The sequence below is a fragment of the Streptomyces cirratus genome (genome assembly GCF_014650775.1).
GTDB classification, from domain to species: domain Bacteria; phylum Actinomycetota; class Actinomycetes; order Streptomycetales; family Streptomycetaceae; genus Streptomyces; species Streptomyces cirratus.
On sequence record NZ_BMVP01000005.1, the window covers coordinates 325,464 to 347,669 of the forward strand.

Genomic DNA, 22,206 nt, shown 5'->3' on the forward strand with positions numbered 1-22,206 from the left:
GGCTCACCTCCTGGGGAGCAGCAAAGAACGGTGCCAGTCATAAAACGCGGGCAGTACGGCACGCAATACGCGGAAGGCCGATATTCCTCCGCGGACCGTGCCGATTCGGACGAGCTCGTGCTCCGGAGCGTCCACGATCACCCGGACGGCCGCAACCGGACGGCTCGCGCCCCAGGTGGCGGTCCACAAGGTGGCCGCGGATTCCATGTCGACGGCGATGGCGCCGGTGGCGCGCAGCTGGGCGCGTTCCTGGCCCCGTACGACGTGGTCGGATCCGGTCAGTGCGCCGGTGTGCACGGTCCGGCCGGGGACGGCCCGGGCCAGTGCCTCGGCGAGCAGGGGGGCGCCGTCGCAGACGACGGTGCCCCGGGGGTCCCTGGCTTCCTCGGCGACGACCAGGTCGCCGGGGTTCATGCCGGGGGCGAGGCCGGCGCAGAAGCCGGTGGCGAGGACGGCGGCCCCGGCCATGCCGGGCGCGGCGAGGGCCCGGGTGACGGCCCGCTCGGCGGCTCGCGGGCCCATGCCGGTGCGCAGGACGGCGTACTCCCGCGGGGAGCCGCGGTCGCCGCCGCTGCGCAGGGCCAGCCGTTCGATGCGCAGGGCGCAGGCCACGAGCAGCGGTACGGGGGCGGGGTCGGCGCGGTCGCCCATCAGGCCTCCTCGGCGAGGACCGCCGTGGCCTCGCGGACGGGACCCGCCGCGCTCACGTGGGCGGGGCCGGCCGTGTACCGGCCTCCGGGGCCGAACGGTTCCCCGTACAGGTAGCGGCCGAGGGCGGTCAGCGGGAACACCTGCCGGTACAGGTGGTAGTTGATGGAGAAGTCCCAGGGGAAGCCGGTGCCGGTGAAGTACGGCTCGTCCCAGGAGCCGTCCTCGCGCTGGGTGTGTACGAGGTGGGCGATGCCGCGTTCCACGGCCCTGCCCTCGCGTTCCCCGGCCGAGAGCAGGGCCATGAGCGCCCATGCGGTCTGGGAGGCGGTGGAGGCGCCCTTCCCGGCCCAGGCGGGGTCCTTGTAGGACCGCTGGTCCTCCCCCCACCCCCCGTCCTCGTTCTGTACGGACTCCAGCCAGGCCACGGCCCGCCGGATCGCGGGGTGAGCGGTGGGGAGTCCGGCGGCGGTGAGGGCCGGGACCACCGAGCCGGTGCCGTACACGTAGTTGGTGCCCCAGCGGCCGAACCACGCGCCGCTGGGCTCCTGTTCGGCCAGCAGCCAGGCGATGCCCCGCCGGGTCCGGGCGTCGCCCGTCATGCCTTCGACGGCGAGCATCTCGACGACGTGGGCGGTGACGTCGGCCGAGGGCGGGTCGATGACCTCGCCGAAGTCGCAGAAGGGGAGCCGGTTGGGGAAGGGGCTGGTGTTGTCGGCGTCGAAGGCCCCCCAGGCGCCGTTCTTCGACTGCATGCCGAGGTTCCAGGCCACCCCCCGGGCGATGGCGGCCTCGACCTTCGCCGGGTCGGGGTGGGCGATCCGGCGCAGCGCGAGGACCACCTCGGCGGTGTCGTCGATGTCGGGGTAGGTGTCGTTGTGGAACTCGAACGCCCAGCCCCCGGGGGCGAGTCCGGGCCTGCGCACGGCCCAGTCGCCACTGCGGGTGATCTCCTCGCCGAGCATCCAGTCGGCGGCCTTGAGCAGGGCGGGATGGTCGGCCGGCAGGCCCGCGTCGGCCAGGGCGATGGCGGCGAGGCAGGTGTCCCAGACCGGCGACTGACAGGCCTCGATCATCCGGGAACCGTCCTCGCGCCAGACGGCGAACCGGTCGAGGGATTCCAGGCCGGCCCGCATCACGGGGTGTCCGAGGTCGTAGCCGAGCAGGTGCAGGGCGATGACGGAGTAGACGGCGGGGGGCTGGATCCCGCCCCAGCAGCCGTCGTTCTCCTGGCGCTCGATGATCCAGCGGGCGGCGGTGTCCATGGCGGCCTTGCGCAGCCGGCGTGGGGCGAAGCGCCGGTAGAGGTGCAGGGCCTTGTCCATGCGCTGGAAGGCGCCGTCCCAACTGGCGAGCGGGGCACTGCGTTTGGCGGGGTTGGGGTTGCGTGCGTCGGTGTGCAGCTCGTCCAGTGCGAACGGCGCGGGACGGACCGGACGCAGGGCGGAGACCACGGTGAGCGGGACGATGGTCTGGCGGGCCCAGCAGCCGAAGTCGTAGATGTTGAGCGGCACCCAGGGCGGCAGGAAGACCAGTTCGGGCGGGAGTTCGGGCAGGTGCTCCCACTTCCACCAGCCGAAGAGGGCCAGCCAGATCCGGGTGAAGACCCGGGCGGCGGCGATCCCCCCGCGGGACCGGATCCAGGCCGAGGCGCGCGCCATGTGCGGGGCGTCGGGCGGGTCCCCGGCGAGCCGCAGCGCGACGTACGCCTCGATGGTGGCGGAGAGTTCGGGCGGTCCGCCGTGGAAGGTGGCCCAGGTGCCGTCCTCGCGTTGCTGCCCGCGGACGAATAAGGCCGCGGCGTGCGTGGTGGCCTCGTCCCGGATGCCGAGGAACTGCCGCAGCAGCAGGTCCTCGGCGTCCATGGTGACGTTGGTCTCCAGGTCGCCCTTCCACCATCCGGCCGGATCCTGCCGGTCGAGCAGGTGGCGGATGGCGCGCTCGGTGGCGTCCTGGACCCCGGGCAGCGCGCCCGGGGTGGCGGCCGGCTCGCGCGCGGGCCCCGCGCCCGGGGTTCCGGCGCCGTCGGTCGTCGCTGTCATGGCTTCCCCTTCGTGCAGTGTCCTCTGCTGTGCTGGGGTCTGCCGTCGGCCGGTGCACGCCTAGGCAGTGCCAAGCAGGTGGGCGGCGCCGGCCGGCGACTCATGATTCATATCCGCGCCCGGGCGATAATCACCTTTTACGCACGACGACGAAGTCGGCGAGGGCGACGAGCTGGTCGCGCACCCGCTGCGGCATGTCGACGTCGTCGAGCGCGCGGATCGCCACGGCGTGCTGGCGGCGGGCCTCGTCTGCGGTCCACTGGCGCCCGCCGGCCTCCTCGATGAGGGCGGCGCGGGCGGCGAACTCCTCTTCGGAGAAGTTCTCGAAGTCGTTGCTCTTGGCGTCGGCGGCCAGCAGCCGGCCCAGTTCCTCGCAGGCGGGCCCGCCCGCGGCGAGGGCGGCGACGACCGGCAGGGACTTCTTGCGCTGGCGCAGGTCGCTCCAGGTCTGCTTGCCGGTGGCTTCCGGGTCGCCCCAGATGCCGAGCAGGTCGTCGACGGCCTGGAAGGCGAGGCCGAGGTGGTACCCGTACTCCTCCAGCTTGTCGGCGGTACGGTCGTCCGCGCCGCCGAGCACGGCGCCGATGGAGATGGCGCAGGCCAGCAGGGCGCCCGTCTTGTTGCCCTCCATCTCCAGGCACTCCTCGACGCTGACGCGCTCGCGGTGCTCGTAGGAGATGTCCTGCGCCTGGCCGTCGATGAGCTTGCGGGTCGCCGTGGTCAGCCGGCGCGCCGCGCGGCCCGCCTCGACGGTTCCCAGCTCCAGCAGGACCTCGTTGGCGAGGGCGAACAGCGCGTCGCCGACGAGGATGGCCTGCGCCGGGCCGTGCACCTTCCACACCGTGTCGCGGTGGCGGCGCTGCTCGTCGCCGTCCATCAGGTCGTCGTGCAGCAGGGAGAAGTTGTGGACGAGTTCGACGGCGACGGCGCCGGGGATGCCGACCTCGGCGGCGACGCCCGCGGCTTCGGCGGAGAGCAGTGCGAGGGCGGGCCGCACGGCCTTGCCCTGGTCGCCGTCCGCGGGGTTGCCCTGGGCGTCGATCCAGCCGAAGTGGTAGGCGGCGACGGTGTCCATGGGCGCCGCGAGCCGGTCGACGGCGGCGCGGAGCACCGGGGTGGACAGGGTGCGGCCGCGTTCCAGCAGGGCGAGCGTGTCCGCTGCCTCCCCACCGGCCGTGCCCACGCTGGCGCCGGTGTTCTCGACAGCCGGATTCCCCGGGTTCACTGGCTCTCCTCTGGTTCCTGTACGTGCTGTTGTGCGTGCTGCGGGTGTGCCGCTGGTGCTGGTGGTGGTCATGCCGCCTCTTGCAGGGGGTTTTCGCGGTGGCGGCCGAGCGCGGCGAGTGCGGCGTGTGCCGCGCCCACTCCGCTGCGGACGGCGCTCTCCATGGTCGCGGGCCAACCGGTGGCGGTCCACGCACCGGCGAGATACAGCCCCGGCGTGTCGGTCCGGAATCCGGGGCGGAGCCGGCCGACGCCGGGAGTGGGGGCGAAGGTGGCGGTGCGTTCGCGGGTGACGAAGAAGTCCCGCACCTTCGCTCCGCGTGTGGCCGGCAGCAGCCGTTCCAGTTCGGGCAGGTACTTGGTCCGCAGGACGGAGACGGGCTCGTCGATGTCGTCCTGGGCGGCGGACTGGGACAGGGCCAGGTACTGGCCGCCGTCGGTGAGTCCGGACGCGTCGGTACGGTCGAAGACCCACTGGACGGGGGAGCCCAGCGCGGCGAAGAAGGGGCGCCGGAGCACCTTGCGGTCGTAGACGACGTGGACGTTGAGGATGGGGGCGGTGCCGATGTCGAGGAGCTTGTCGGGGTCGGCCAGCGCCCCGGCCGGGAGCAGCCCGTGCGCCTCGCGCTGCGGGACGGCGAGGACGACGGTGGCGGCGTCCAGCGTCCCGGTCTCGGTGTCCACCCGCCAGTTGCCGTCCTGGGAGCGAAAGATGCCGGTGACGCGGGCGCGCAGTTGCGTGCGCACCCCGGCGGCGTCGAGTTCCTTGCGGGCGAGCGTGTCGTGCAGGTCGCCGAGCGGGACCGCGGCCCAGCCGATGTCGGCGGCGCCGTTCTCGGAGAGCAGGCCGGTCTTGAAGACCATGGCGGCCAGGCCCAGGGAGGACTGGTCGGCGGTGGCGTTGAGGGTGGCGATGCCCACGAGGTCCCACAGCGCCTCGATGGCGCGCGGGGACTGGCCGTAGCGGCCGAGCCAGGTCGCGAAGTCCAGTCCGTCGAGGGCCGGGTCGGTGGGGTCGAGGCGGCGCAGGGCCAGGGCGGCGCGCCCGACGCCGGCCCGCTCGGCCAGGGACAGGTGCGGGTACCGGGCCAGGGAGGACGCCAGGTGCAGGGGTACGGGCAGGGCGCTGCGTCGCAGCCGGCCCAGGCGCGGGCCGCCGGGGTGGGCGACGTCGAGCACGGGGACGTCGAGCCGCTCTTGCAGCGGCGCGAGGGCGGTGCCGCCGACGCGGTCGAGGAACCAGCGGTAGGCGGTGCAGCAGCGCAGGTAGACGTGCTGGCCGTTGTCGACGGTGAGGTCGCCGCGCTTGAAGGAGAAGGCGAGGCCGCCGAGCCGGGGCCGGCTCTCGAGGAGGGTCACCCGCAGTCCGGCGCCGGCGAGTTCGAGGGCGGCGGTGACTCCTGCGAGGCCGCCGCCGACGACCACCGCGTGGTTCGCGCTCATACGTCCTCCCTCGTCGTCCCGGAGGACGCCGGGGTGAGGGACGGGGTTGCTCCGGCGGTCATCAGCTCCGCCTCCTGGTGCTCTGGCGGGAGATGGTCCGCGCGTCGAGGCCGGAGAGGCCGCGGACGGCGACGTACGCCTTCTCGTGGGTCGGCAGTGAGACGCGTCCGCGCAGCACGGCCTCGGGTTCGCGCTCGATCCGGTCCAGCAGGCGCCGGTAGATGCCGGCCATGGCGGCGACGCACGCACCGCTGCGCCGGTCGAGCATGGGCAGCAGCCGGTAGCCCTCGACGAACAGGGCGCGGGCGCGCCGCACTTCGTGGTGGACGAGCCCGGCGAAGTCGGCGCCGGCGGGGGCCCGGTCGGTGTGGAAGCCGTCGGAGCAACCGAACTTGGCGAGGTCCTCGGCGGGCAGGTAGGTGCGTCCGTTGCCCGCGTCCTCGCGGACGTCCCTGAGGATGTTGGTGAGTTGGAGGGCGAGGCCCAGGGTGTCGGCGTACTCGGGGGCGCGGGCCGCGTCGGCGGCACCGGGGGCGGTGCCGAAGACGCCGAGGGAGAGCCGTCCGATGGCGCCGGCCACGCAGCGGCAGTAGGCCTTGAGGTCGTCCCAGGTCTCGTACGTCTCGCCGCGGACGTCCATGAGGACGCCGTCGATGAGTTCGTCGAGGCCGCCGAGGGGGATCGGGAAGCGGCGCGCGGCGTGGGCGAGGGCGACGGCGACCGGGTCCGTGTCGTCCTCCTCGATCTCCCCTGCGCGGATCCGGCCGAGGAGGGCGCGGGTCTCCTCCAGCCGGACGAGCTTGGCGTCGGCGGGCAGCGTGCCGTCGCCGATGTCGTCGACGCGACGGGAGAAGGCGTACAGCGCGGACATCGCCTGCCGCTTGTCGGTGGGCAGCAGGCGGATGCCGTACGCGAAGTTGCGCGCCTGTATTCCGGTGACGGCTTCGCAGTAGCTGTAGGCCGCGGAAATCGGTGCGGACAGCACAGCCGGCTCGGACGGTGCGGACGCGTGTGTGGGGCCCTCCACGTTCGGGCTCACCCCTTTCTCGGCGCTGAGCGCAGGACGGCGGCCACCTCGCGGAGCAGGCCGCTCCTGGTGGGCTTGGGCGGGCCGGGGGCTACGTCGAAGCCGGCGGCCGCGATCGCGTTCAGGGCGGCGCGCCCCCCTCCCACGAAACCCGCGAGAAGCAGCCGGAGCCTGCCGTGCACGCTGCCGACGAGCGGGGTGCCCTCGTCGAGCAGCGCGCGGGCGCGTTCGGTTTCGAATGCGATCAGGGAGCGTACGGACGCTCCGGCGGTGGGCGCTTCGAGGTCGGTCTCGGTGACGTGGAAGCGGCGCATGTCCTGGCCGGGGAGGTAGATCCGGTCGCGGCCGAGGTCCTCGGTGACGTCCTGGAGGTGCTCGGCGATCTGCAGGGCGGTGCAGACGGCGTCGGAGTGGCGGATCCGCTCGGGGGTGCTGGTCCCGGTGAGGGAGAGGACGAGCCGGCCGACGGGGTTGGCGGACAGCTCGCAGTAGGCGACGAGGTCCTCGTACGTGTCGTAGCGCGAGACCAGCTGGTCCTGGCGGTTGGCCTCGATGAGCCCGAGGAAGGGTTCGGGGGTGAGGCCGTGGGCCCGCACGACGGGTTGCAGGGCCTGCAGGAGCGGGTGGCGCGGGGAGCCGTCGCCGGAACCGAAGACGCGCCCCAGGTCGGTTTCGAAGGCGTCCAGCATGGCGAGCCGGTCATCGGTGGCGGTCGCGTCGAGGCCCAGGAGCACGGCGTCGTGTCCGCCGGGGGCGAGGTCGCCGTCGCCGATGTCGTCGACCAGCCGGGCGTACCCGTAGACCGCCATGAGGCCCGCCCGCCAGGCGCGCGGGAGGAAGGAGGGGGCGACGGGGAAGTTCTCCGTCCGTGCCTTGCCGAGGGTGGCGCGCGCGTGGGCGTCGGAGGCTGTGGGGGCCGTGTGCCGCCGGGGCCGGGTGCCGTGCCCCGGGGTCACCGCCCGCCGCCCGGGGCGGGGACGGCCACCGTGCCCGTGGGCCGGAGAATTCCCATAGCCATTGCCGTCACATCTCCCGTTCTACACTGCCGACCCAAGTCATCCTATTTCGGACACGCCGCCGGACTTTACCCGGGGTACCCCGGCTTTTTCGACTGCGGGGAATCGTCCCCTCTTGGCGCGATTGGAGAACTGGTCCAGCTTACGCTGTACAACGCCGCGAAGGCCTATCGGGTATTCGTCCGAGAGGGAATGTCGGGCACCCGGAATATGCGGCTCACGCCGAGGCCCCCACCGCACGGAACGGCAGGGGCCTGCGGTCGTCACGCGGAGCGCGCCGTCAGTGGCTGGTGGCCTTCTCGTACGCCGAGACGACTTCCTCGGTGGGCCCGTCCATCAGGAGTTCGCCCTTCTCCAGCCACAGCACCCGGTCGCAGGTATCGCGGATGGACTTGTTGTTGTGGCTCACCAGGAAGACGGTGCCGGCCTTCTCCCGCAGCTCGCGGATGCGGGCCTCGGAACGGACCTGGAACTTGCGGTCACCGGTCGCCAACGCCTCGTCGATCATCAGCACGTCGTGGTCCTTCGCGGCCGCGATGGAGAAACGCAGACGTGCGGCCATGCCGGAGGAGTACGTGCGCATCGGCAGGGAGATGAAGTCGCCCTTCTCGTTGATGCCCGAAAAGTCGACGATGTCCTCGTAGCGCTCCTGGATCTGCTCGCGCGTCATGCCCATCGCGAGACCGCCGAGGACGACGTTGCGCTCGCCGGTCAGATCGTTCATCAGCGCCGCGTTGACACCCAGCAGCGACGGCTGGCCGTCGGTGTAGACCCGGCCGGACTCGCAGGGCAGCAGGCCCGCGATGGCCCTCAGCAGCGTCGACTTGCCCGATCCATTGGAGCCGATGAGGCCGATGGCCTCGCCGCGGTAGGCGGTGAAGGAGACACCGCGTACGGCGTGCACCCGGCGGACGCCCGGGCTGTCGCCCTTGCCCTTGCGCATGATCTTGCTGAGCGCCGCAGTGGCGCTGCCCTTGCCGGCGCTGCCGGTGTTGACGCGGTAGACGATGTGGACGTCGTCGGCGATGACGGTGGGGACGCCGCCCCCGTTGTTCTCAGCCACGGCCGTAACGCTCCTCAGCCTTCCAGAAGTACACGAATCCGCCGGCGCCGATGACGACGGCCCAGCCCACCGCGAAGGCCCAGACGTGCGGCGGCAGGTGGTGCGGTCCGTAGCTGTCGATCAGCGAGAAGCGGACCAGGTCCATGTAGATCGCCGCGGGGTTCCACTGGAGGACGTCCGCGATCCAGTGGGGCTTGCCCTTGAGCATCTCGCCGATCGAGAACATGACGCCCGAGGCGTACATCCACGTGCGGGTGATGAAGGGCATCAGCTGCGCGAGGTCGGGGGTCTTGGACCCCATCCGCCCGAAGATCAGCGCGAGGCCGGTGTTGAAGACGAACTGCAGCGCCAGCGTCGGGATGACCAGCAGCCACGACAGCCGCGGGTAGTTCCCGAAGGCGATCACGATGACCAGCACCACGATCATCGAGTACAGCAACTGTCCCAGCTGCTGGAGCGAGAACGAGATCGGCAGCGAGGCACGCGGGAAGTGCAGCGCGCGGACCAGGCCGAGGTTGCCCGGGATCGCCCTGACACCCGCCATGAGCGAGCTCTGGGTGAAGGAGAAGACGAAGATGCCGATCACCAGGAAGGGGATGTACGCCCCCTTCGGCATGCCGCGTCCCGCGTTCAGGATCAGGCCGAAGATCAGGTAGTAGACCAGGGCGTTCAGCAGCGGGGTCGCCACCTGCCAGATCTGGCCCAGCTTGGCCTCGCTGTACTGCGCGACGAGCTTCGCCCGGGAGAAAGCCATGATGAAGTGGCGCCGCCCCCAGAGCTCGCGCACGTACCCGCCCAGGCTGGGCCGGGCGCCGCTGACGGACAGGCCGTACTTCCTGGCGAGCTCGGCGGGGGTGAGCCCCGCGTCTTCGGACGGCGGCTTGCTCGTGGCGAGGGCGCCGTCGTGGGTTGTGTCACTCACAAGTTGAAACTTTCCGTCTTCAAGATGCGGCAGAAGGGGGCATCGGGCCCTGGGGCGCGGGCCCGGTGATCGGGCCCATGCTCCCAGACCCGAGCTTGTCAGATGACAGGTGGTCGGCCCAGCCGGGTCAACCGCCAGACCGTACGCCACTTCATGGGACGACGAGGACCGCAGGGAACGGTCCAGCCCTCCTTGAACCCGCCGAACCAGGCTCTGAGCGCCGGGGCGGAGGGCCTGCGTACCAGGGTCAGGGCCATCCAGACACCCAGGTAGACCGGCACCAGGGGGGCGGGAAGGTTGCGGCGGGCGAGCCACACCCGGTTACGGGCCACCATACGGTGATAGACGGCGTGCCGGGAGGGGGCTGTCGTCGGGTGCAGCAGCACCATGTCCGCCCGGTAGTCGATCAGCCACCCGGCGTCGAGCGCCCGCCAGGCCAGGTCGGTCTCCTCGTGGGCGTAGAAGAACTCCCCCGGCAGGACGCCGACCTGCTCGAAGACCTCGGTGCGCACGGCGTTGGCGCCGCCGAGGAAGGTCGTCACGCGGGACGAGCGCAGCGGGTCGGAGGCCCGCAGCCGCGGTACGTGGCGGCGCTGCGTCCGACCCGTGTCCGGGTCGGCGATCCGGAAGCTGACGATACCGAGCCGGGGGTCCTCGGCGAAGGCCTGCCGGCACAGCTCGGCGGTGTCGGTCCGCTCCAGCAGCCCGTCGTCGTCCAGGAAGAGCAGCGCGTCCACGTCGAAGCCGTCGCGGACACCGGTACGGAAGGCCTCGATGCCGACGTTGCGGCCGCCGGGGATGCCGAGGTTCTCGGGCAACGCCACGGTGCGGACGCCTTCCGGCAGGCCGGTGACCTCGACGCCCTGGCCCACGACGACGACCTCGACGGGGTCGCCCTCCTGGCGGGCCACCGAGTCGAGGAGCGCCTTGAGCTCGTCGGGACGGTTGCCCATGGTGATGATCACGGCGCCCAGCCGCATCGGCGGCGTCACTTGAGCCTGCTGGAGGCCAGGATCGACACCAGGTGCAGCACCGTCTGGAGCAGCGCGATGCCGGCCAGTACCGCGACGCCGAGCCGGGAGAAGTACAGGTCGCCGCGGACCTGGTCGAGGACGGCCAGCAGCAGGATCAGCAGCGAGGCCTCGATGCCGAGGACCAGCCGGTGGAACTTGAGCGCGGACGCGGCCCGGCGGGCGAGCGCCATGCCGGAGGAGCGCGGCTCGGCGGCGGCTTCCGCGACGGGCGCCTTCCCGGTCTGGTGGCGGGCCACGCCGACCAGGTCGGTCTCGGCCTTGATCAGGATCGCGCCGAGCGCCGCGAGGGTGCCGAGGAAGGCCCACAGCCAGTCGATCCGGCCGCCGCCCCACAGGTCCGCGGCGCGCAGGCCGAAGCCGACCAGGACCGCCGCGTCACAGAGGTAGGCGCCGACCCGGTCCAGGTAGACCCCGGAGAGCGAGAACTGCTTCTTCCAGCGGGCCACCTCCCCGTCCACGCAGTCGAGGAGCAGGTACGTCTGGACGGCGACCACGCCGAGGACGGCGCCCCAGACGCCCGGCACCAGCAGGGCCGGGGCGGCGAGGACACCGGCGAGGGTCATCACGTAGGTCAGCTGGTTGGGCGTGACCTTGGTGGTGACCAGGACGCGGGTGATGCGCAGGGAGATCTCGCGCATGTACAGGCGGCCGCCCCAGTGCTCGCCACTGCGCCGGTCCTTGACGCCCGCCGGGTGTACGACGGGCCGGAGTTCAGCTACGGATGGTCTTGGCATAGTCGGCGTAAGCGTCCCTGATCTCGGCTGCGGACAGGTTGAGGTGCTCCAGGACGGTGAAGCGTCCCGGGCGGGTCTGGGGGGCGTACTCGACGGCGGCGACGAACTCGTCCGCGCTGAACCCGATCTCCTCGGGCGCCGTCGGCAGGCCGTGGCGGCGCAGCACCTCGACGAAGAGCCCGGACTGCTCCACGGCCCCGCGCAGGTGCATCGCGAAGGCGGCGCCGATGCCGACCTGCTCGCCGTGGAGCGCGGAGCGCCCCGGGTAGAGCAGGTCGAAGGCGTGGCTGATCTCGTGGCAGGCGCCGGACGCCGGGCGGCTGTCGCCGCTGATCGACATGGCGATGCCGGTGAGGACCAGGGCCTCGGAGAGCACGGTGAGGAACTCGTCGTCGGCGCAGTCCCCGGGGTGGCGCAGCACCGCCTCGCCGGCGGTGCGCGCCATCGCGGCCGCCAGGCCGTCCACGGGCTCGCCGGTGATCTTGTGCGAGAGCTCCCAGTCGGCGATGGACGAGATGTTGGAGATCGCGTCGCCGATGCCGGCGCGGATGAACCGTACGGGCGCCTCCTTGATCACGTCGAGGTCGATGACCATCGCGATCGGGGTGGGCACTCCGTAGGAGCCTCGGCCGTTGTCGTTGTCCAGGATGGAGACCGGGGAGCAGATGCCGTCGTGGGAGAGGTTGGTGGCGACGGCCACCATGGGCAGCCCGACCCGCGCCGCGGCGTACTTCGCCACGTCGATGATCTTGCCGCCGCCCAGGCCGACGACGGCGTCGTAGCGGCGGCCCTTTATGTCGTCGGCCAGCTTGACCGCGGAATCGATGGTGCCGTCCGCGACCGCGTACCAGTCCGCGTGCGGCAGGACCGGCTCCAGCTTGGCGCGCAGCGCCACGCCGGAGCCGCCGCTGATCGCGATGGCGAGCTTGCCGGACGCGGAGATGCGCTGGTCGGCCAGGAGGCCGGCCAGATCGTCCATCGCCCCTCGGCTGATGTCGACGACGACGGGTGAGGGGATCAGCCGCGTCAGTACTGGCATGCGATGGTCCGGCCCTTGGCGAGGTCGTCGTGGTTGTCGATCTCGACCCACTTGACGTCGCCGATCGGGGCCACGTCGATGGTGAAACCGTCGTTGACGAGCTGCTGGTAGCCGTCCTCGTAGTAGAGGTCGGGGTCGCGCTCGAAAGTGGTCTTGAGGGCCTCGGCCAGGGCCTCGGCGGCCTCGGGCTCGATGAGGGTGACGCCGATGTACTCGCCCGTGGCGGTGGCGGGGTCCATCAGCTTGGTGATCTTCCGGACGCCCTCGCCGTCGGCCGTGATGACCTTCATCTCCTCGTCGGCCAGGTTCTTGACCGTGTCGAGGGCGAGGATGATCTTCTGGCCGTTGCCCCGGGCGTCCAGCAGGGTCCGCTCGACCGAGACCGGGTGGACGGTGTCGCCGTTGGCGAGGATCACGCCCTGCCGCAGGACGTCACGCGCGCACCACAGGGAGTAGGCGTTGTTCCACTCCTCGGCCTTGTCGTTGTCGATCAGCGTGATCTTGACGCCGTACTTGGCCTCCAGCGCCTCGCGGCGCTCGTACACGGCTTCCTTGCGGTAGCCGACGACGATGGCGACCTCCGTCAGCCCGACCTCGGCGAAGTTGCCCAGGGTCAGGTCGAGGACGGTGAGGCTCTCCTCGTCGCCTTCGGGGCCGACGGGCACGAGGGCCTTGGGCAGGGTGTCGGTGTAGGGACGCAGGCGGCGTCCGGCACCGGCAGCGAGTACAAGGCCGATCATGCTGGTTCTCCTTCGTCATGTACGGCGGGTGCCCCGGAGGAGACCCAGAAGCGGATGCTCTCCACGAGCACCACGAGTGCCACGGCCACGGCCAGGGCCGTGAGCGCGACGGGGAAGTCCGCGGCGCGCGTCGCCAGTGCGGCGGCCAGGACGGCGGTGACGAGCACCCGGCCTTCGTGACCGCCGGTCGTCCGCACCAGCCAGTGCGGGGGCGCGCCGGTGCCACCGCGGATGCGGTACACCGTGTCGTAGTGATGGTAGGCGACCGCCGCGACCAGTCCGAATGCCGCCGGAAGGGCTCCGGGGACGTCCGCCTTGGCGGCGAGGATCAGCACGGTGGTGTACTCGGCGGCCCGGAAGACGGGCGGGACGAGCCAGTCGAGGGCGCCCTTGAGGGGGCGGGCGACGGCCACTCCGGCGCACAGCGCGTAGAAGACGGCGGCGGCGACCGTCTGCAGGGCGCCGAACGGCTGGGCCCAGGCGGCCCACAGCAGGGCGCCCGTGCCGACCACGGCCGCGGCGAGGCCGGCGCCGGGTGCCGTCCGGCCGACGGCCCGGGCCACGAGTTCGGCGAGCGGGCCCGAGTCGGCGAGGTCGGCGAGCGCCCGGGCGGCGCGGTCGGTCCTGTCGGCCTTGCGGGTCAGCGAGCGCAGGACGCGGCCGGCGGTGGTGTAGAGGGCGCCGAACGCGCAGCCGATGAGGAGGGCGTAGAAGACGGTTCGGGGGCTGGTCACGGCGGTCAGTACGGCGATCATCGCCCAGCGCTCACCGATGGGGAGAATGATCATCCGCCGGACCCACACCGTCCAGCCGACGCTGTCGAGGCGGTCGGAGAGCGCGGCCGTCGGGCTCGTGTTGGCCGCCGCGTCGTGGTTGGCCTCGTTGAAGGCGAAGTCCACGACGTGCCGGCAGGTCATGAGGATCATCGCGCCGAGCGCGAGGGCCCAGACGTCGTCACCGTTCCGGGCGGCGCCGAGCGCGAGGCCCGCGTAGAAGGAGTACTCCTTCGCGCGGTCGAAGGTCGCGTCGAGCCAGGCGCCCATCGTCGAGTACTGGAGCGAGTAGCGGGCGAGCTGCCCGTCGGTGCAGTCCAGGACGAAGGAGACGAGGAGCAGCACCCCGGCGGCGATGTAGCCGCCGCGCTCTCCGGTGGCTGCGCAGGCCGCCGCTATGAGGGCGGTGATCAGGGAAGCGGTGGTGACCTGGTTCGGGGTGAGGCCGCGGCGCGCGCACCAGCGGGCGATGTAACGCGAGTACGGGCTGATGAAGAAGGTGGTGAAGAACCCGTCGCGGGACTTGACGGCGGTACGCAGGCGCACGGCTTCGTCGTCCACGGCGGCGACGGCGGCCGCGGCCGCGCCGCGCTCGGCCGTGGTGGCGGGGACGGCGGCGACGAGGGTACCGAGGTCGGGGCGCTGGACCGGGATCCCGGCGGCCTCGACGGCGGACGCGAGGCGGTCCGCGTAGGGGTCCGGGCCACCGGGTGCGAGGGCCGCGGCCGCGTCGAGAGCGGCGCGGGCACCCGGCTGGACGGCGAAGGCGCCGGTCACGGCGCAGGCCTCGAAGCGCGGGTCGGTGAGGGCGAGGCGCAGGGCGTGCCGGTGGCCGACGAAACCGCTGTCGACGACGGCGACCCGCTGGTCGGCCGGTACGCCGGCCAGGGCGCTCGCGGCGTCTTCGGGTCCGGCGACCGGGCGGACCTCGAAGCCGAGCGACCGCAGCTCGTCGGCGAGCGGTGATCCGGGTACCGGCAGGCCGGTGAGGATGACGGTCGGCAGACGAACCCACTCCTTGCAGCGAACACTGGACGGCCGCCGCGCGGGGCGGCGGCACGACGGCAGAGGCTATCGGATGAACGGAAGCCGGGGTTCACCAGCCGTTTACGCCCGCACAAGCCGAATGTCCCGGGCGGCGGCCCCGGCCCCGCCATCATTGACGATCACGCCGAGGGACCACAAACCGCCTGTGTGTTCCGCCGGCCGGTCCGCAGTTCGACTTCCGGCGGGCCGGGTAGTCCTCACGTGCCCCGCTCGCGGAGCGACGGCCCCGACGGCCGCCGCGTACCACGCGTCAGGGGGCAGACATGCGCGGATCGGTGAAGTGGGGACAAGCCGCTTTTGTACGGCAGACTTGCAAGCCGAAGTCCGAAGCGAAGGATGGGTATGCCGATCACACCAGCCACCGCCGGGAACAGCGCGTCCGCCGGCACCGGGACCCAGGAACCGATCATGCTCGAACTGGTCGACGAGTCCGGCAATACCATCGGCACGGCGGAGAAGCTCTCCGCGCATCAGGCGCCCGGACAGCTGCACCGGGCGTTCTCCGTGTTCCTCTTCGACGAGCGGGGCCGCCTGCTGCTCCAGCAGCGCGCCCTCGGGAAGTACCACTCCCCCGGCGTCTGGTCGAACACCTGTTGCGGTCACCCGTACCCCGGCGAGTCGCCGTTCGCGGCCGCCGCCCGGCGGACCCACGAGGAGCTGGGGCTGTCGCCGTCGCTGCTCGCCGAGGCGGGGACCGTGCGGTACAACCACCCGGATCCGGCGTCGGGGCTGGTGGAGCAGGAGTACAACCACCTGTTCGTGGGACTGGCGCAGGCCGCGGTGCGGCCGGACCCGGCAGAGGTCGGGGACACCGCTTTCGTCACCGCCGAGGAGCTGGCGAAGCGGCACGCGGAGGCGCCGTTCTCCGCCTGGTTCATGACCGTGCTGGACGCTGCCCGGCCCGCGATCCGCGAGCTGACCGGTGAGGCTGCGGGCTGGTAGCCCTCACGCCCGCGGAACGGGTGCGGGCACGGGCGCGGTGAGCGGCAGGGCCGCCCAGATGACCTTGCCGCCGGTGGAGGTGTGCTCTACGTCGCACACCCCGCCGGCCTCCAGGGTGATCTCCCGGACGAGCAGCAGGCCCCGGCCCCCGGTCTGGCCGAAATCGGCTTCCAGCGCCTTGGGGCGGTAGGGGTGGTTGTCCTCGACGGCCACCCGCACCCATTCGCGGCCCACCGCCACCTCGACGGCGACCTCCGGGGAGAGCAGGGCGGCGTGCCGGACGGAGTTCGTCACCAGTTCGGAGACGATCAGCAGCAGCGAGTAGACCAGGTCCTGATGGGCGGGCACCCCCTGCCGGCCGAGGAGGTCCCGGACCGCGCGGCGGGCCTGCGGAACGGATTCTTCAACCGCCGGCGCGGTGAACCTCCACACTCCCTCGTACGCGAGGGGGTCCGCCGGACCGTCCGGCTCACCACCCCTGGCCGGCGGGACACTCCCGCTGTCGTCCATCTTCACGCCCCCGTCTTCGCGCTCGATCGTCTCCACGGTTCAAGGGTGGACAACAGCCAGGTCCGGACCGCATCGCTGACCAGAAGTCAGCGTCAATCGTGCACTTTCTGACCATTGGCGTATGACAGCGTCAGTTGTTCGACCGTTCCTGATCCCCCGGCACGGTCTTCCCCGCTGTCCCCCGCACCCCGTCCGCCTCGCCCGGGCCGGTACCGACCTGGTCCTCCTTCACCTGGCCGAGGATCCGGCGGGCCGCCAGGCCCAGGGCCAGCAGGCTCAGCCCGTCGAAGAGCAGGGCGAGCGAGAAGAAGGTGCCGATGACGTACAGGCTGTTCCCCGGCCAGTTGGACAGGATCAGCAGGCCCAGCAGGATGCCGAAGGCACCCTGCACGAGGGTCAGCCCGAAATTCGACCCGCGCACCACGAGGGAACCCACCAGCCGGAACACGCCGCCGGTGAGGAAGAGCAGGGCGGCCAACATGGTCAGGGCCTCCGCGCTCGCCTCGGGGCGGCGCAGGATCACGAAACCGGCGGCCATGTTGACGGCGGCGACGACGACCGCGAGCCAGAAGTAGTTGCTCTTGCGGGCCTGCACCGCCTGCGCGAGGCCGATCACTCCGCCCGCCAGCAGGAGCCAGCCGAAGAGGAACATGGAGGTGAGGGTGGCCACGCCGGTGTACACCAGGCCCACGAGCCCGGCCGCCACCAGCAGCAGCCCGAGCAGGGCCAGCACTCCGAAGCTGCGGCTCAGCTGCTTCTTCTCCCGCTGTGGCTCGAAGTGGCCGCGGTGGGAGGTGCTCCGGCCGAACCGGCCGGGCTCGTCCTGCTGGTCGCTCCGGTCTGCGCCCATGAAGCTGCCGCCTTTCAGCGCCCCCGGACGGACACCACCGATCATAGGTTCGACGGACCCGGATAGCATCCGGCACATGGACGCAGCCCTCCTTCACACGGTGGCCGACGGGGTCGCCACCGTCGTCATCTCGCACCCGGCGAAGCGGAACGCCATGACGGCCGGCATGTGGCGGGCGCTGCCCGGGCTGCTGTCGGCGCTGGCACAGGACTCGTCCGTACGGGTGGTCGTGCTGACGGGGGCCGGGCCCACCTTCTGCGCGGGAGCCGACATCACCTCGCTGCGGGGTGACGACGATCCGCAGGCGCTTTCCGTGGCCGCGGAGGAGGCCCTCGCCGCGTTCCCCAAGCCGACGATCGCCGCGATCCGGGGCTTCTGCGTGGGCGGCGGGAGCCAGCTGGCAGCCGCGTGCGACCTGCGCTTCGCGGAGGCGGGGGCGCAGTTCGGGGTGACCCCCGCGAAGCTGGGCATCGTCTACCCGGCTTCCTCCACGCGGCGGCTGTCCGCGCTGGTCGGCCCGTCCACCGCCAAGTACCTGCTCTACTCGGCGGAGTTGATCGAGGCGGAGCACGCCTTGCGGGCCGGCTTCCTGAACGAGCTGCTGCCGGCCGGGGAACTCGACAAGCGTGTGGCCGAGTTCGCCCGGACGCTGACGGCCCGCTCGCAGCTGACGCAGGCCGCGGCGAAGGAGTTCGCGGACGGCCGGACGGACCGGGACGCGCACTGGGCCGCCCAGGCGGCCGGAAGCGACGACACCGCGGAGGGTGTCGCCGCGTTCCTGGAGCGCCGGGCGCCCGCCTTCACCTGGACTCCCCCAGCGGATTAGCCCCGCGGGCTCAGACCCGCGGATCAGACCAGCGGGATCAGACCAGCGGGATCAGACCAGCGGATTGGACGCGCGCAGCCGTGCGACGAGCTCGGCCGGGGCCTTGGCGGGGGACCCGGCGTCGTAGGGCGGCTGGGGGTCGTACTCGATCATCAGCTGCACCGCTCGGGCCGCGTCGTCGCCGGCGATGCGGCCGAGGAGGGTGAGGCCCATGTCGATGCCGGCCGACACCCCGGCGGCGGTCACGTACTTGCCGTCCAGGACCACGCGCTCGCCGGTCGGCTCGGCGCCGAACTCGGGGAGCCGGTCGAGGAACATCCAGTGGCCCGTGGCCCGGCGCCCGTCGAGCAGGCCGGCGGCGGCCAGCAGGAGGGAGCCGGTGCAGACGGAGGCGGTCCAGGTCGTGGTGGCGTCGACGGTCCGCAGCCAGTCGAGGACGGCGGGGTTGTTCATCTCGACGTCGGGATACGGGCCGCCGGGCACGATGACGATGTCCGGCCGGGTGACCTCGTCGAGCCCCTTGTCCGCGACGAACGCGAGCTGCCCGGAGTCGCCCCGCACGGGGCCCGGCCGCTCGGCGACGAAGACGACCTCGGCGCCCGGCAGGCGCCCCAGGGTCTCGAAGGGTCCGACGGCGTCGAGAGCGGTGAAGCGGTCGTAGAGCAGTACGGCGATCTGCATGGCTCCTCCGGAGCGGTAGTGGTCGGTTTCGGGTGACGGCTCCCCCGGCGGGGGCCGGCGGGGGCCGGCGGGGGTGCGTCGGTGGTCGCGGGTCACGGCGGAGCCGGGGGCGGGACGGTTCCGGGTCGACCGGCCGGTGGCGAAGGCCCGGCGCCAGGGCCGAAGCGGCGGCGGTATTCGGACGGGGGCTGGCCGAGGGTGCGCAGGAAGGCGCGGCGCAGGGCCTCGGGGTTCCGGTAGCCGGATGCGCGGGCGATCCGGGCCACGCCCTCGCCGCCCTCCTCCAGCAGCCGCCGCGCGTGCTCCACCCGTACCCGCTCGACGTACCGCCCCGGTGTCACCCCCGTCTCCGCCTGGAACGCCCGCGCGAAGTGGCGCGGCGAGAGCGCGGCCCGCGCCGCGAGCGCCTCCACGCCGAGGTCCTCGTCCGGGTGCTCGGTGATCCACTGCTGGACGTCCCGCAGCGGTTCCCGCTGTGCCGTCTGCGCCGCCAGCTGTGCGCTGAACTGGGCCTGGTTGCCGGGCCTGCGCAGGAAGACCACCAGGTGCCGCGCGATCAGCAGCGCCACCTCCCGGCCGACGTCCTCCTCCACCAGCGCCAGCGCGAGGTCGATCCCGGCCGTCACCCCGGCCGAGGTGGCCGTCCGCCCGTCCCGCACGTAGATCGGATCGGGTTCGACCGTGACGGCCGGATAGTCCCGCGCCATCCGCTCGCAGGCGTCCCAGTGCGTCGTGGCCCGGTGGCCGTCCAGCAGGCCCGCTTCCGCCAGCAGCAGTCCCCCCGTGCACACCGACACCACCCGCTCCGCGCGAGCCCCGTGCGCGCGGAGCCAGTCGGTGAGCCCCGGGTCGAAGTCGCCCGAGTACCGGCCCCCGGGCACCAGCAGGGTGGTGCCGGGCCCGGGCCGGGCGCTCTCCAGCTCCCCGTCCGGGACCAGGGTCAGCCCGCTGGTGGTGCGTACGGGCACACCCCCGGGGGAGACCGTCCTGATCCGGTACCCGGCGTGTCCCGGGAACCGGCCGACCCCGCTGAACACCTCCACCGGGCCGGTCACGTCCAGGCTCTGCACCCCGTCATAGAGCAGGACGAGCACGTTTCGCGACGACATGCCTCCATCGTGTTACCCCGGCGGTATGGCCGCAATGACGTACATCCCACCTATCCGGCCACCGGCGGGGCCCTGCCGCCCGCGCGGATAGGATCGACGGACCATGACTGCAACCCTCGTCGCCAAGAACCTCACCGCCGCGCACGGTGAGCGCACGCTCTTCGCCGACCTCGACCTCGTCGTCGCACCCGGCGACGTCATCGGCCTCGTCGGCGTCAACGGCGCCGGGAAGTCCACCCTGCTGCGGCTCCTCGCCGGGCTGGACGCCCCCGAGACGGGTGAGCTCCGGCTCTCTCCGCCCGGCGCCGCCGTCGGGCACCTGCCGCAGGAGCCCGAGCGCCGCCCCGGGGAGTCGGTGCGCGAGTTCCTCGCCCGCCGTACCGGCGTCGCGGCCGCGCAGGCCGAGCTGGACGCGGCCACGCAGGGCCTGGTCGACGGCACCCCGGGCGCCGACGACGCCTACGGGGAGGCCCTCGACCGCTGGCTGAACCTCGGCGGCGCGGACCTCGACGAGCGGGCCCAGGAGGTCGCCGACGACCTCGGCCTGTCCGTCGGCCTCGACCTGCCGATGACGGCCCTGTCCGGCGGCCAGGCGGCCCGCGCCGGTCTCGCCTCCCTCCTCCTCTCCCGGTACGACGTGTTCCTGCTGGACGAGCCGACCAACGACCTCGACCTCGACGGCCTGGAGCGGCTGGAGCAGTTCGTGAAGGGGCTGCGCGCGGGCACGGTCGTCATCAGTCACGACCGCGAGTTCCTGGCGCGGACCGTCACCAAGGTCCTCGAACTCGACCTGGCGCAGCAGCAGATCAACCTCTACGGCGGTGGCTACGAGGCCTATCTGGAGGAGCGCGAGCGGGCCCGTACGCACGCCCGCGAGGAGTTCGACGAGTACGCGGACAAGCGCTCCGCGCTCGAAGGCCGGGCGGCGATGCAGCGCGGGTGGATGGACAAGGGCGTCAAGAACGCCCGCCGCAAGGCCAGCGACAACGACAAGATCGGCAAGAAGTTCCGCAGCGAGGCGAGCGAGAAGCAGGCCGCCAAGGCCCGCCAGACGCAGCGCGCCATCGAGCGTCTGGACGTGGTGGACGAGCCCCGCAAGGAGTGGGAGCTGCGCATGGAGATCGCGTCGGCCCCCCGCTCGGGATCGGTGGTCGCCACGCTGCGCGAAGCGGCCGTCAGCCGGGGGGATTTCCACTTCGGCCCGGCCAGCTTGCAGATCGACTGGGCGGACCGGGTCGCGATCACCGGCGCCAACGGAGCGGGCAAGTCCACCCTGTTGGCCGTACTGCTCGGCCGTCTCGCCCCCGATTCCGGCGCGGCGAGCCTCGGTTCGGGGGTGCTGGTCGGTGAAGTGGACCAGGCGCGGGGGCTGTTCCTCGGCGACGAGCCGCTGCTGGAGGCGTTCTGCGCCGCGGTGCCGGACACCGAACCCGCCGAAGTCCGCACGCTGCTGGCCAAGTTCGGCCTCAAGGCGGCCCACGTGCTGCGCCCGGCGGCCACCCTCTCCCCCGGTGAGCGCACCCGCGCGGCCCTGGCGCTGCTCCAGGGCCGCGGGGTCAACCTGCTGGTGCTGGACGAGCCCACCAACCACCTCGACCTGCCGGCGATCGAGCAGCTTGAGTCGGCGCTGGAGGCGTACGAGGGCACCTTGCTGCTGGTCACCCACGACCGCCGGATGCTCGACGCGGTGCACGTGACGCGCCGCCTGGAGGTCTCGGACGGCAAGGTCGTCGAGCTCTAGTGGGTTTCGGGCGCCCGTCGGGTGCGGGCCATGCGGCGGGCCACGAAGTCCCGCGGGAGGTGGCGGGCGGCGAGCGCGTACGCCTGGTAGCGGCGGCTGGTGACGCTCACGGGGCGGCGCCGGGCCAGGTCCACGAGCGCCTTGGCCACCACCGCTTCGGGCTCCAGCCACACCGCGTCGCGCAGGGCGCTGACGTCCATCCCGGCGCGTTCCTGGAACTCGGTGCGGGTGAAGCCGGGCACCACCGCCAGCACGCGCACCCCGTACGGCTCCATGTCGATCCGCAGGGATTCGCTGAACGCGGTGAGCCAGGCCTTCGCGGCCCCGTAGGTCCCGGTCGGCAGCAGTCCCGCGACCGACGACACGTTCAGCACCGCGCCGCGGCGGCGCTCGCGCAGGCCGGGCAGCACCGCGTGGGTCAGCCGCAGCGGAACCTTGGCCAGCAGGTCGAGCATCCGCTCCTCGTCGCCGACCGGGCTGTAGGGGAAGGGTGCGGGCAGTCCGAAGCCGGCGTTGTTGACCAGGACGTCGACGGGCCGTAGCCGGTCGGCGAGCCGCTCGGCCACCTTCCCGCACTCGGCGGTGTCGAGCAGGTCCGCGGGCAGCACCTCGCAGGACGTCCCGAACGCGCGGCCGAGCTCCTCGGCGAGGGCGGTGAGCCGGTCCTCGTCCCGGGCGACGAGGACGAGGTCACAGCCCTTGGCGGCGAGGCCCCGTGCGAAGGCCGCACCGAGGCCCGAGCTGGCGCCGGTGATCAGGGCGGTCGTCACGTGGGGTCACTCCTGCGGTGTCGGG

At 72.4% G+C, this 22,206-nt stretch carries 22 protein-coding genes; 4 read left to right on the plus strand and 18 right to left on the minus strand.

Features of this window, described 5'->3' with window-relative positions:
* Positions 1 to 3 precede the first annotated feature (3 nt).
* The 13 genes from IE207_RS16830 to IE207_RS16890 all read right to left on the minus strand — a co-directional run bounded on the left by IE207_RS16830 (position 4) and on the right by IE207_RS16890 (position 14,482).
* Entirely contained in the window at positions 4 to 651 is a 648-nt protein-coding gene (locus tag IE207_RS16830) for a phosphorylase family protein (RefSeq protein ID WP_190185020.1), read from the minus strand.
* Positions 651 to 2,690: a squalene--hopene cyclase gene (shc, locus tag IE207_RS16835; RefSeq protein WP_190185021.1), complete on the minus strand. Its 2,040-nt coding sequence runs from the start codon at positions 2,688 to 2,690 to the stop codon at positions 651 to 653. Before shc ends, IE207_RS16830 begins: the two co-directional genes overlap by 1 nt.
* Positions 2,691 to 2,820: 130 nt before the next feature.
* Entirely contained in the window at positions 2,821 to 3,915 is a 1,095-nt protein-coding gene (locus tag IE207_RS16840; RefSeq protein ID WP_373304717.1) for a polyprenyl synthetase family protein, read from the minus strand.
* A 68-nt stretch (positions 3,916 to 3,983) separates the two neighbouring features.
* The gene (gene hpnE, locus IE207_RS16845) at positions 3,984 to 5,357 is read right to left on the minus strand and encodes a hydroxysqualene dehydroxylase HpnE (RefSeq protein ID WP_190185022.1); all 1,374 of its coding nucleotides are present in this window, start codon (positions 5,355 to 5,357) and stop codon (positions 3,984 to 3,986) included.
* A 61-nt stretch (positions 5,358 to 5,418) separates the two neighbouring features.
* On the minus strand, positions 5,419 to 6,396 hold the full coding sequence (gene hpnD / locus IE207_RS16850) for a presqualene diphosphate synthase HpnD (protein ID WP_373304718.1): 978 nt from the start codon (positions 6,394 to 6,396) through the stop codon (positions 5,419 to 5,421).
* Positions 6,393 to 7,340 (minus strand): squalene synthase HpnC, encoded by a 948-nt coding sequence (gene hpnC, locus IE207_RS16855; RefSeq protein WP_190185023.1) that lies wholly within the window; start codon positions 7,338 to 7,340, stop codon positions 6,393 to 6,395. The genes hpnD and hpnC overlap by 4 nt, the downstream gene beginning before the upstream one ends.
* A gap of 340 nt (positions 7,341 to 7,680) precedes the next feature.
* The gene (locus tag IE207_RS16860) at positions 7,681 to 8,463 is read right to left on the minus strand and encodes an ABC transporter ATP-binding protein (protein WP_190185024.1); all 783 of its coding nucleotides are present in this window, start codon (positions 8,461 to 8,463) and stop codon (positions 7,681 to 7,683) included.
* Complete coding sequence (locus IE207_RS16865) at positions 8,456 to 9,385, minus strand: ABC transporter permease (protein ID WP_190185025.1); 930 nt, start codon at positions 9,383 to 9,385, stop codon at positions 8,456 to 8,458. Before IE207_RS16865 ends, IE207_RS16860 begins: the two co-directional genes overlap by 8 nt.
* Positions 9,386 to 9,483: 98 nt before the next feature.
* The gene (locus IE207_RS16870; protein ID WP_373304720.1) at positions 9,484 to 10,365 is read right to left on the minus strand and encodes a glycosyltransferase family 2 protein; all 882 of its coding nucleotides are present in this window, start codon (positions 10,363 to 10,365) and stop codon (positions 9,484 to 9,486) included.
* Between the two features lie 8 nt (positions 10,366 to 10,373).
* A complete protein-coding gene (locus tag IE207_RS16875) occupies positions 10,374 to 11,153 on the minus strand; it encodes a CDP-alcohol phosphatidyltransferase family protein (protein ID WP_190185027.1) in 780 nt (259 codons plus the stop codon).
* Positions 11,131 to 12,192, minus strand: a complete 1,062-nt coding sequence (locus tag IE207_RS16880; protein WP_190185028.1) for an iron-containing alcohol dehydrogenase family protein — start codon at positions 12,190 to 12,192, stop codon at positions 11,131 to 11,133. The genes IE207_RS16875 and IE207_RS16880 overlap by 23 nt, the downstream gene beginning before the upstream one ends.
* Complete coding sequence (locus IE207_RS16885) at positions 12,180 to 12,932, minus strand: phosphocholine cytidylyltransferase family protein (protein ID WP_190185029.1); 753 nt, start codon at positions 12,930 to 12,932, stop codon at positions 12,180 to 12,182. The genes IE207_RS16880 and IE207_RS16885 overlap by 13 nt, the downstream gene beginning before the upstream one ends.
* A complete protein-coding gene (locus IE207_RS16890; RefSeq protein ID WP_229873778.1) occupies positions 12,929 to 14,482 on the minus strand; it encodes a DUF5941 domain-containing protein in 1,554 nt (517 codons plus the stop codon). Before IE207_RS16890 ends, IE207_RS16885 begins: the two co-directional genes overlap by 4 nt.
* A gap of 51 nt (positions 14,483 to 14,533) precedes the next feature.
* On the opposite strand from IE207_RS16890, the gene IE207_RS33200 reads away from it, so the two are divergent.
* Together IE207_RS33200 and idi are read left to right on the plus strand one after the other, a co-directional pair.
* Positions 14,534 to 14,671 (plus strand): hypothetical protein, encoded by a 138-nt coding sequence (locus IE207_RS33200; RefSeq protein ID WP_229873779.1) that lies wholly within the window; start codon positions 14,534 to 14,536, stop codon positions 14,669 to 14,671.
* A gap of 423 nt (positions 14,672 to 15,094) precedes the next feature.
* The gene (idi, locus tag IE207_RS16895; RefSeq protein ID WP_190185030.1) at positions 15,095 to 15,694 is read left to right on the plus strand and encodes an isopentenyl-diphosphate Delta-isomerase; all 600 of its coding nucleotides are present in this window, start codon (positions 15,095 to 15,097) and stop codon (positions 15,692 to 15,694) included.
* A gap of 3 nt (positions 15,695 to 15,697) precedes the next feature.
* Here idi and IE207_RS16900 read toward each other — a convergent pair whose 3' ends face one another.
* Both IE207_RS16900 and IE207_RS16905 read right to left on the minus strand, forming a co-directional pair.
* Positions 15,698 to 16,204 (minus strand): ATP-binding protein, encoded by a 507-nt coding sequence (locus tag IE207_RS16900; RefSeq protein WP_229873787.1) that lies wholly within the window; start codon positions 16,202 to 16,204, stop codon positions 15,698 to 15,700.
* A 130-nt stretch (positions 16,205 to 16,334) separates the two neighbouring features.
* Positions 16,335 to 17,054 carry an HdeD family acid-resistance protein gene (locus IE207_RS16905; RefSeq protein ID WP_190185032.1) on the minus strand — a complete coding sequence of 240 codons (720 nt, stop codon included), beginning with the start codon at positions 17,052 to 17,054 and terminating at the stop codon, positions 16,335 to 16,337.
* Positions 17,055 to 17,130: 76 nt separating this feature from the next.
* On the opposite strand from IE207_RS16905, the gene IE207_RS16910 reads away from it, so the two are divergent.
* Positions 17,131 to 17,880: an enoyl-CoA hydratase/isomerase family protein gene (locus tag IE207_RS16910; RefSeq protein WP_190185033.1), complete on the plus strand. Its 750-nt coding sequence runs from the start codon at positions 17,131 to 17,133 to the stop codon at positions 17,878 to 17,880.
* A gap of 51 nt (positions 17,881 to 17,931) precedes the next feature.
* On the opposite strand, the gene IE207_RS16915 is transcribed toward IE207_RS16910, so the two are convergent.
* Positions 17,932 to 18,561, minus strand: coding sequence for a DJ-1/PfpI family protein (locus IE207_RS16915; RefSeq protein ID WP_190185034.1), 630 nt, complete (start codon positions 18,559 to 18,561; stop codon positions 17,932 to 17,934).
* Positions 18,562 to 18,653: 92 nt separating this feature from the next.
* Positions 18,654 to 19,670 (minus strand): GlxA family transcriptional regulator, encoded by a 1,017-nt coding sequence (locus tag IE207_RS16920; RefSeq protein ID WP_190185035.1) that lies wholly within the window; start codon positions 19,668 to 19,670, stop codon positions 18,654 to 18,656.
* Between the two features lie 103 nt (positions 19,671 to 19,773).
* Between IE207_RS16920 and IE207_RS16925 the strand changes: the two genes are divergently transcribed.
* Entirely contained in the window at positions 19,774 to 21,411 is a 1,638-nt protein-coding gene (locus tag IE207_RS16925; RefSeq protein ID WP_190185036.1) for an ABC-F family ATP-binding cassette domain-containing protein, read from the plus strand.
* Here IE207_RS16925 and IE207_RS16930 read toward each other — a convergent pair.
* Positions 21,408 to 22,181: an SDR family NAD(P)-dependent oxidoreductase gene (locus IE207_RS16930; protein WP_190185037.1), complete on the minus strand. Its 774-nt coding sequence runs from the start codon at positions 22,179 to 22,181 to the stop codon at positions 21,408 to 21,410. The two genes, IE207_RS16925 and IE207_RS16930, sit on opposite strands and share 4 nt — an antisense overlap.
* Positions 22,182 to 22,206 lie beyond the last annotated feature (25 nt).